This is a genomic window from Achromobacter sp. RT286_PF (assembly GCF_059760425.1).
Genome location: NZ_JCBAMR010000055.1, coordinates 21,154 through 29,568 on the forward strand (window position 1 = coordinate 21,154; position 8,415 = coordinate 29,568).

8 protein-coding genes are annotated in these 8,415 nt (G+C 65.1%); 2 read left to right on the plus strand and 6 right to left on the minus strand.

All coding sequences use genetic code 11. The features are described from left to right. Positions 1-47: 47 nt before the first annotated feature. Genes AC6LJY_RS26090 through AC6LJY_RS26115 form a run of 6 tightly spaced genes read right to left on the minus strand, consistent with a single transcriptional unit; the run spans position 48 to position 6,426 of the window. Positions 48-1,064, minus strand: a complete 1,017-nt coding sequence (locus AC6LJY_RS26090) for an ABC transporter ATP-binding protein (protein ID WP_498137102.1) — start codon at positions 1,062-1,064, stop codon at positions 48-50. Further along, on the minus strand, positions 1,061-2,071 hold the full coding sequence (locus AC6LJY_RS26095; RefSeq protein WP_498137103.1) for an ABC transporter ATP-binding protein: 1,011 nt from the start codon (positions 2,069-2,071) through the stop codon (positions 1,061-1,063). The genes AC6LJY_RS26090 and AC6LJY_RS26095 overlap by 4 nt, the downstream gene beginning before the upstream one ends. After that, the gene (locus AC6LJY_RS26100; protein WP_498137104.1) at positions 2,068-2,985 is read right to left on the minus strand and encodes an ABC transporter permease; all 918 of its coding nucleotides are present in this window, start codon (positions 2,983-2,985) and stop codon (positions 2,068-2,070) included. The genes AC6LJY_RS26095 and AC6LJY_RS26100 overlap by 4 nt, the downstream gene beginning before the upstream one ends. Further along, on the minus strand, positions 2,982-3,956 hold the full coding sequence (locus AC6LJY_RS26105) for an ABC transporter permease (protein WP_120155148.1): 975 nt from the start codon (positions 3,954-3,956) through the stop codon (positions 2,982-2,984). Before AC6LJY_RS26105 ends, AC6LJY_RS26100 begins: the two co-directional genes overlap by 4 nt. Next, complete coding sequence (locus tag AC6LJY_RS26110; protein WP_498137105.1) at positions 3,953-5,440, minus strand: SidA/IucD/PvdA family monooxygenase; 1,488 nt, start codon at positions 5,438-5,440, stop codon at positions 3,953-3,955. Before AC6LJY_RS26110 ends, AC6LJY_RS26105 begins: the two co-directional genes overlap by 4 nt. Continuing rightward, positions 5,437-6,426 carry a LysR family transcriptional regulator gene (locus AC6LJY_RS26115; RefSeq protein ID WP_046805849.1) on the minus strand — a complete coding sequence of 330 codons (990 nt, stop codon included), beginning with the start codon at positions 6,424-6,426 and terminating at the stop codon, positions 5,437-5,439. Before AC6LJY_RS26115 ends, AC6LJY_RS26110 begins: the two co-directional genes overlap by 4 nt. Positions 6,427-6,653: 227 nt before the next feature. Here AC6LJY_RS26115 and AC6LJY_RS26120 point away from each other — a divergent pair, with 227 nt between their 5' ends. Together AC6LJY_RS26120 and AC6LJY_RS26125 are read left to right on the plus strand one after the other, a co-directional pair. Continuing rightward, entirely contained in the window at positions 6,654-7,076 is a 423-nt protein-coding gene (locus tag AC6LJY_RS26120) for a ribbon-helix-helix domain-containing protein (RefSeq protein WP_046805916.1), read from the plus strand. Between the two features lie 29 nt (positions 7,077-7,105). After that, a complete protein-coding gene (locus tag AC6LJY_RS26125; protein WP_498137106.1) occupies positions 7,106-8,281 on the plus strand; it encodes an extracellular catalytic domain type 1 short-chain-length polyhydroxyalkanoate depolymerase in 1,176 nt (391 codons plus the stop codon). Positions 8,282-8,415 lie beyond the last annotated feature (134 nt).

Consider the following 8,415-nt stretch of genomic DNA (forward strand, 5'->3'; position numbering starts at 1 on the left):
GCCACTGAAGGAATTCAAGGCATTCAGGACAACGCGGCCAATTAGGTTCAGGCCATGTCGTTCAAATGACAGGCGCTTAAATGGTTGATGGCGATTCCCTTCAACGTGGGAACCTCGGTCTTGCAGCGCGGCATCGCATGCGGACATCGCGGATGAAAATGGCAGCCGCCGGGCGGGTTCAGCGGGCTGGGAATCTCGCCTTTGATCGCGGTAAAGATCTTGTGGCGCGACTTCAGGCTGGGAATTTCCGCCAGCAGCGCTTGCGTGTACGGGTGGTTGGGGCGCTGGAACACTTCGTCCACGGTGGCCGTTTCCACGACGCGGCCCAGGTACATGATGACGACGCGGTCAGACAGGTGTTCCACCACGCCCAGGTCATGGCTGATGAAGAGATACGTCAGGTTCAGCTCTTCGCGCAGGTCCATGAACAGGTTCAGGATTTGCGCTTGAATGGACACGTCGAGTGCGGCAACGGCTTCGTCGCACACCAGCATGGACGGCTGCACGGCTAGCGCGCGGGCGATGCCGATGCGCTGGCGCTGGCCGCCGCTGAATTGGTGCGGATAGCGTTGGCGCAGGGCAGGGTCGAGCCCCGCACGTTCCAGTTGGGCGCTGACGTAGTCGTCAAAGCCCGCGTTGTCGACCAGGCCGTGGATGCGGGCCGCTTCGCCCACGATCTCGTCCACGCGCAGGCGTGGGTTGAGGCTGGCGTAGGGGTCCTGGAAAATCATCTGCACGGTCAGGCGCGCGGCGTGGGCGGCGGCCGAGTTCATGTCGGACGGGCGCACCCCGTTGATGCGCACTTCACCGCCTGATGGCGTCAACAAGCCTGCGGCGATGCGGCCCAGCGTGGACTTGCCGCAGCCGGATTCACCCACCAGGCCGACGACTTCGCCGGGGTTCACGATCAGGTCCACGTTGTCGACGGCGCGCGTGATGGCGGGCGGCTTGGACAAGCCCATGCGCTGCATGGCGCGGCCGGCTGCGCCGACCTTTTTTTCGCCAAAGCGCTTGCTGACTTGAGAAAGGTCAATCAGCGGAGTGGGGGCGGCGGATACAGTCATGCCGTCACCTCGTTGTGGATCTGGATAGTCGGATGGAAGCAGCGCACATCGTGTTCGGGCAGGGCTTCCGTGATGCCGGGTTGCTGGCCACAGGCGGCGGTGGCGCGCGAGCAGCGCGCGGAAAACGCACAGCCGGCGGGCAGGTGCAGCAGGTTGGGCGTCATGCCGGGAATCTGGCGCAGGCGCTGGCCCCGCAGGTTATTGCTGGGCAGGCTGTCGATCAGGCCGACGGTGTAGGGGTGCTGCGGGCGGTCAAGCACGTCGTCGACCTTGCCGTGTTCAACGATGCGGCCGGCGTACATCACGGCCACGTCATCCGCCAGGCCCGCCACCACGGACAGATCATGCGTAATCCAGATCAGGCTGGTGCCGTGCTGCTGCGCGAGCTTTTGGACTTCAGACAGAATCTGCGCCTGGATGGTGACGTCCAGCGCGGTGGTGGGTTCGTCGGCAATGATCAGGTCAGGGCGGTGCAGCATGGCGATGGCAATGGCCACGCGTTGGCGCATGCCGCCAGACAGTTGGTGCGGATAGGCCAGCAAGCGTTCTTCGGGGCTGGGGATGCCCATCATGCCCAGCGTGTCGCGGGCCAGTGTGCGGGCTTGTGCCTTGCTCATCTTGTTATGCGCGCGCACGGTTTCGATCATCTGCACGTCCACCCGCAAGACGGGGTTCAGCGTCATCATCGGATCTTGGAAGATCATGGCGATGCGGTTGCCTTGCAACTTGCGCAAGTCACGCGGGGCCAGCTTGGTCAGGTCGCGGCCCTGGAACAGGATTTCTCCGCCGACGATGCGGCCGGGGGCGTCGACCAGACCCATGATGGAAAAGCCCGTCACGGATTTGCCCGAGCCGGATTCTCCGACCAGGCCCAGGATCTTGCCGCGCTCCAGCGTGAACGACACGTCGTCCACGGCGGGCAGCACGCCCGCGCGGGTATGAAAGTGCGTGCGCAGGTTGCGCACTTCAAGCGTGGCCGGCGCGCCGGTAGCGGTGCGGTCGGTCATTTGTGAGTCCTTGGGTTCAGCACGTCGCGCAGGCGGTCGCCCACCAAGTTGATGGCGACGATGGTGATCAGCAGCGCGATGCCGGGGTAGAAGCTGATCCAGTATTCGCCGGACAGCATGTATTGAAAGCCGTTGGAAATCAGCAGGCCCAGCGACGGTTCGGTCACCGGCACGCCCAGGCCCAGAAAGCTCAAGGTGGCCTCAAGCGTAATGGCGCGCGCGATCTGCAAGGTGCCAATGACGATCAGCGGCGGCAGGCAGTTGGGCAGAATGTGCTTCAACATGATCCGCCAGTTGGGAATGTCCAGGCAGCGGGCGGCTTCCACGTATTCGCGGCGGCGTTCCACCAGGGCCTGGCCGCGCGCGGTGCGGGCGTAATAGGCCCATTCCAGAATCACCAGCGTCAGCACCACGTTGCCCACGCCCTTGCCCAGAAAGGCCAGGATCATCATGGCAACCAGGATGGACGGGAACGACAGGATCAGGTCGACCAAACGCATGATGAAGGCGTCGACCTTGCCGCCCGCGTAGGCGGCAAGCAGGCCCAGCAGCGTGCCGCCGATGCCGGCGATAACGGCCGAGCCCACGCCTACCATCAAGCTGATGCGCAGGCCGTACAGAATGCCGGACAGCAAGTCGCGGCCTTGGCCGTCGGTGCCTAGCCAGTAGTGGAAGGTGTCCAGGCCGTTCATGGAACCCGGCGGCATGCGGGAATCCAGCACGTCGATTTGCAGCAGGTCGTACGGGTTCTGCGGCGAAATCCACGGCGCGAAGATGGCGGCCAGAATCAGCAGGGTGGCCACGGCCAGGCCGAACACCGCCGTCTTGGACGACAGGAATTCGGTCAGGTTGCGGCGCCAGGGCGATTCACGGCGCAGGGCCGGAATCTTGTCAGGGGTTGCAGTGGTGCTCATGCCGAGCCCTCCAGCCGTACCCGGGGGTCCAGCACTTTATAAAGAATGTCCACGATCAGGTTCAGCGTGACGAACAGGCACACCACCACGATCAGGTAGGCCACGATGACGGGGCGGTCCAGCGCGTTCAGGCTGTCCAGAATCAGCTTGCCGGCGCCGGGCCACGAGAAAATGCTTTCCGTGATGACGGCGAACGCAATGGTCGAACCCAGCTCCAGGCCCAGCACGGTCACCAGCGGGATCATCGTGTTGCGCAGCACGTGTACACAGACCACGCGAAACGGCGACAAGCCCTTGGCGCGGGCAAACTTCACGAAGTCCAGCGGGATCACGTCGCGCACGCCGGCGCGGGTCAGGCGGATGACGAGCGAAATCTTGAACAGCGACAGGTTCAGCGCGGGCAAGATCAAATGGCGCCAGCCGTCGGCGGTCAACCAGGACCACTGAAAGCCCAGGAATTCCACCGTCTGCCCCCGGCCGCTGGCGGGCAGCCAGCCCAGCGACACGCTGAACGTCATGATCAGCATCAGCGCGACCCAGAACGTGGGCAGCGAGAAGCCGACGATGCTGCCGGCCATGATCATTTTGGAAAAGCGGCTGTCGGGGTACAGGCCGGCAATCAAGCCCAGCGGCAGGCCGATGATGACGGCCAGCAGCAGCGCGCTGATCGCCAGTTCCAGCGTGGCGGGCAGGCGCTGGATCACCAGTTCAATCGCGGGGATGTTGTAGACGAAGCTGTTGCCGAGGTTGCCGTGCAGCGCCCCGTTCAGAAAGCCCAGGTATTGCTGCCACAGCGGCTTGTCCAGGCCCAGTTCCGCGATGATGCGGGCGCGGTCCACCTGGTCCACGTCCTGGCCGATCAGGATGTCCACGGGGTTGCCGATGGCGTGCAGGCCCACGAAGACGATCAGCGTCATCAGCAACACCACCACCGCCGCTTGCGCGACACGGCGTATCAACCAACCGGTCATTGCGTGGTCTCCGCTTGCGAGGCCGGGGTGGCAATTGCCGCGGGCGGCGGGGCCGGCGTCCATTCATCGCCAAACACTTCCGGTTCGGAAAACGCTTCCATATTCGCGTAGTACGTTTCCACGTCTTCGCGGTAGAACAGGCCGGCGATGCCTTGCGCCAGGCGCTTGGCGCCGTCGCTGATGGCGGGGATGTCGCCCGAGATCGTGCCTTGGGTCAACGCGGCGGGGTAGGAAAAGCAGTGCACGCGGTCCAGACCCGGGCAGGCGCCGGGCACTTTTTCTTGTAGTTCAAAGACGGCGCCCAGGTCGGGCGAGTCATGCAGTTCCTGGTCTTCTTCGCCGGGGGGCGGGGTGAAACGGTCGCCCCAGTTGCGCACGTGAGGCGCCAGCGGCGCGAATTCCGGGCGCACGGTCCAGTCGATACGAAAGCCCGTCGAGAAGATCAGGAAGTCCAGCACGAACACGCCCTTGGGCGTGGTGACGTGGATGTCGTCGCCCACCATTGCCAGGTCTTGCACGCCACAGCCCAGGTTGAAGCGGGCGTTCGGGAAGCGCGACACGCGCAAGGTGCTGCCGCGCGGGGGCGGCACTTGCGCGGCGTTGATGTAGTGGCGGATCTTCCACTTCCATTCGTCGGGCAGGGTCAGGTGGCCGTGGGTCAGGCCGGGGTTGCCTGCGCCTTTGCCCTTGTTCACGCGGGGGATGTCGTTGCGGCGGATCAGCAGGTCGACGCTGGCGGCGCCGGCTTCCAGCGCGGTGCCGGCGCTGTCCATGGCGGATGCGCCCGCGCCCACGACGCCGACGCGCTTGCCGGCCAGCGTGGCGTAGTCCATCACGTCGGACGAATGCGCCCAGCGGTCGCGCGGCAGTTTCTTGGCAAAGTCAGGCACATAGGCGCCGCCCAGGCCGTCGCGGCCGGTGGCCAGCACCACGCGGCGGGCCAGCACGGTGCTGCGTCCGGCGGGCGATTCGATGTCCAGTTGCACCAGGCGGTCGGAGCGCGGTTGCACGGACAGCACGCGATGGTTGTTGCGCACGTCCAGGCTCAGGACGCGGCGATACCAGCGCAGGTAGTCCATCCATTGCAGGCGCGGAATCTTGTCCAGCGCGTCCCATTCGGCGGTGCCGAATTGCGCTTCGAACCAGGCGCGGAACGTCAGCGCGGGCAAGCCCAGCGCGGGGCCGGTCAGCTGCTTGGGACTACGCAGCGTTTCCATGCGGGCGGTGGTGGCCCACGGGCCTTCGTAGCCTTCGGGCGCCTGGTCGAAGATGGGCGCGGTGATGCCCAGGTGCGTCAACGACGCGGCCGCGGCCAGGCCGGCCATGCCGCCGCCGATGACGACAACGTCCAGTACCTGTTGTCCATCAACCAGACGGGGCGCAACCCAGCTCTTGGCGGGAATTTCCAGCCAGGACAGGTCTTGCCGCAGACGCGCTTCCAGCGCATCCAGGCCTTGCGGCGGGGTGGCAATGGGCAGATTCATAGTGTGGGGGTGTCCAAAACAGGGGCGTCATCACCGTAGATCGACTGCAACAGCGCCGCGTGTTCGCAGGCGTCGTGCAGCACAAAACCGGGCAGCAGGGCGGCGGCGGCTTCGGCCAGGGCGTCGGCCATGGCTTGGCAGGCGGGCGTCAACGGTTGCGATTGCGGTTGCGATTGCGGGGTGATGACCCCGAAGAAAAAAGGAATGTCCAGGTCGATGGGGCGGATCGCCACGCCCGGCATCGGGACGCCGTAAGCGGTGATCGGTTCCAGCACCGACACGCCCAGCCCGGCGCGCACGGCGGCCAGGGCGTTGACGGACGAATTGGTTTCGATGGTGCCCGGCGCATTGCCGTCCGGCGCCAGCGCGGCGTCCAGGCGGCGACGCAGCCGGTACGGGTTGGCCATGGTGATCAGGCGGCGGCCGGCTAGAAGATGAACGGGCACCACGTCGTGCGCGGCCAGCGGGTCGTCGTCGCGCAGTGCCACGACGCAGGGGGCTTGGGCAATCCAATGCACCGTCAAGCCGCGATGTTCCAGCGGCAAACTGGTGGCGCCCAGTTGCGCGGCGCCGGTCAGCACCGCGTGCACCACGCGTTCGGGCGAGGCGCTGCGCACTTGCACGCGCGTGGCGCCGGTTTGGGATTCGATGCGCTTGAGCGCGTCGGGCAGCAGGCCTGCGGCCAGCGCCGACGTTGCCGCCAGCAGCAGCGGCTTGGCTTGGCCCCGTGCAATTTCTTCGGCGCGGCTGCGAATCTGCTGCAAGCCGGCCAGCGCGCGTTCTACGTCGTCATACAGCAGAAAGCCCTGTTCGGTAGGCGTGACGCGCGGTCCGCTGCGGTTGAACAGGGCATAGCCGATCTCAGCTTCCAGCTCTTGCAACAGGCGGCTGATGGCCGGCTGCGAGCGCCCAAGCAGGCGCCCGGCAGCGGTGACGCTACCTGTAGACATGACGGCCGCGAAGGCCTCGAGTTGGCGAAGTTCCATCTGTGTTGCTTTATGCTCAGGGCGAATTCTTGCCCGGCAAGTATGCGCGCAGCAAATAGTTAAAAGGCATAAGCAAATTCCCTAATAGGGGATTTCCTTATGCTTTTTCATAACTACGCGTTATTTCAAGGGCTTAGGGACAGAGCGAACGCGCGGGTGTGTTGGAAAAATCCGTCAAATTGAAACATCCATAGGCCATCCACTTGGATGGTTTTAAGATTCCGTCCATGCCTCCTCGCCCTCCAAGCCTCGCTTCCGCCCCTAAGCCTTCGGACGAAAAGATCACGATCAACCTCGGTTATGTCGACCTGGGGCAGATCGATCTTCTGGTCCAGGAAGGCTTCTACGCCAACCGTACCGACCTGATCCGCACCGCAATCCGCAACCAGCTTGCCGCCCATGGCGACGCGGTGCGGCAGGCGGTCAGCCGAAAAACCTTGGTGCTGGGCATTCAGCACTACACGGCCGACGACTTGCTGGCGGTGCAGGCTGCGGGCCAGATGTTGCAGATCCGAATCCTGGGGCTGGCGACCATCGCGCCCGACGTCACGCCCGAATTGGCGCTTGCCACGATTGAATCCGTGACGGTGCTGGGCGCGTTGCACGCCAGCCCCGCAGTCAAGGCCGCCCTGCGTCAGCGCATCCGCTGACACGTTATTGCCGCTTTAAAGGTCACCCCATGCATCCAGATTTTCAGCAGTTGATGAGCCAGGCCACGCGCCTTACCCGGTCCGGCAACCTGGCCGCGGCCACCGCCGCCATCCAGGCCGCCTTGATGGGCGCGTCGCCCACGGCGGCATCGGCCGCGCCGCGCTATGACGAGGCCGATGTCATTGATGTCGAGGCGCGCGAGGTTCCTGCGTCGACGGTAAGCGCTGCCGCGTCCTCTGACTCCGGCTCCCACTCCACCCCCGCGCCGTCCCAGGCCCGGGACGACGACGTCGGGCAAAACCCCCACACCCCCGCCACGCCCCGGGCGCCCGGCGAATCTTCGGCCACGCCGGGTGACTACTTCACGGCCGGCTCGTTTCGCAATAGCGCCGGCCAGCGGGCCTACAAGTTGTATGTGCCGCCCGGTGCAAACGGGCAAGCTCGGCCGCTGGTTGTGATGCTGCACGGCTGCACGCAGGATGCCGACGACTTTGCCGCCGGCACCGCGATGAATGAGGCCGCGCGCAAGCAAGGTTTCTATGTGCTGTATCCGGTGCAGCCGCGCGAGACCAATCCGCAAAAGTGCTGGAACTGGTTCAAGCACAATCACCAGCAGGCTGGCAAAGGCGAGCCGTCGATCTTGGCCGACATGACGCGCCACGTCATCGCCGAATATGGCATCGACCCCCACCGTGTGTACGTGGCGGGTTTGTCAGCAGGCGGCGCGATGGCCGCGATTTTGGCCAACACCTATCCGCAGCTGTATGCAGCCGCCGGCGTGCATTCCGGCCTGGCGGCGGGCGCGGCCACGGATCTGCCGTCGGCCTTGTCCGCCATGAAGGGGATCGGCGTGCGCCCCGGCGCGGCGTCCGGCACGCCGGTGCCGACGATTGTCTTTCACGGCGACCGCGACGCCACCGTGCATCCAAGCAATGGCGATGCGGTCGTGGCCGCCAGCGCCGGGGCGAATGCCCAGGTCCAAAGCCAGCGTGTGGCGGGCGCTAACCGGGGGCGCGACAGCACCAAGCGCGTATATATGGACGCATCGGGCAAGGTGGTGGCGGAATATTGGGTGGTGCACGGCGCGGGCCATGCCTGGGCAGGCGGATCGCCCAAGGGCTCGTACACGGATGCTTCTGGCCCGGATGCCACGCAAGAGATGCTGCGGTTTTTCTTCCAGCATCCGTTGGCGACGAAGCAGTAAGGGAATAAGGACCCAGGCACTGCGGGCCGTCATTCCTTTCTTCGTCATTCCTTGCTTCGTCGTTTCTTTCTTCGTCATTCCTTGCTATCCGGTCGCGGCCTTCCAACCAAGGAAGGCCGCGACCGTGCCCACAC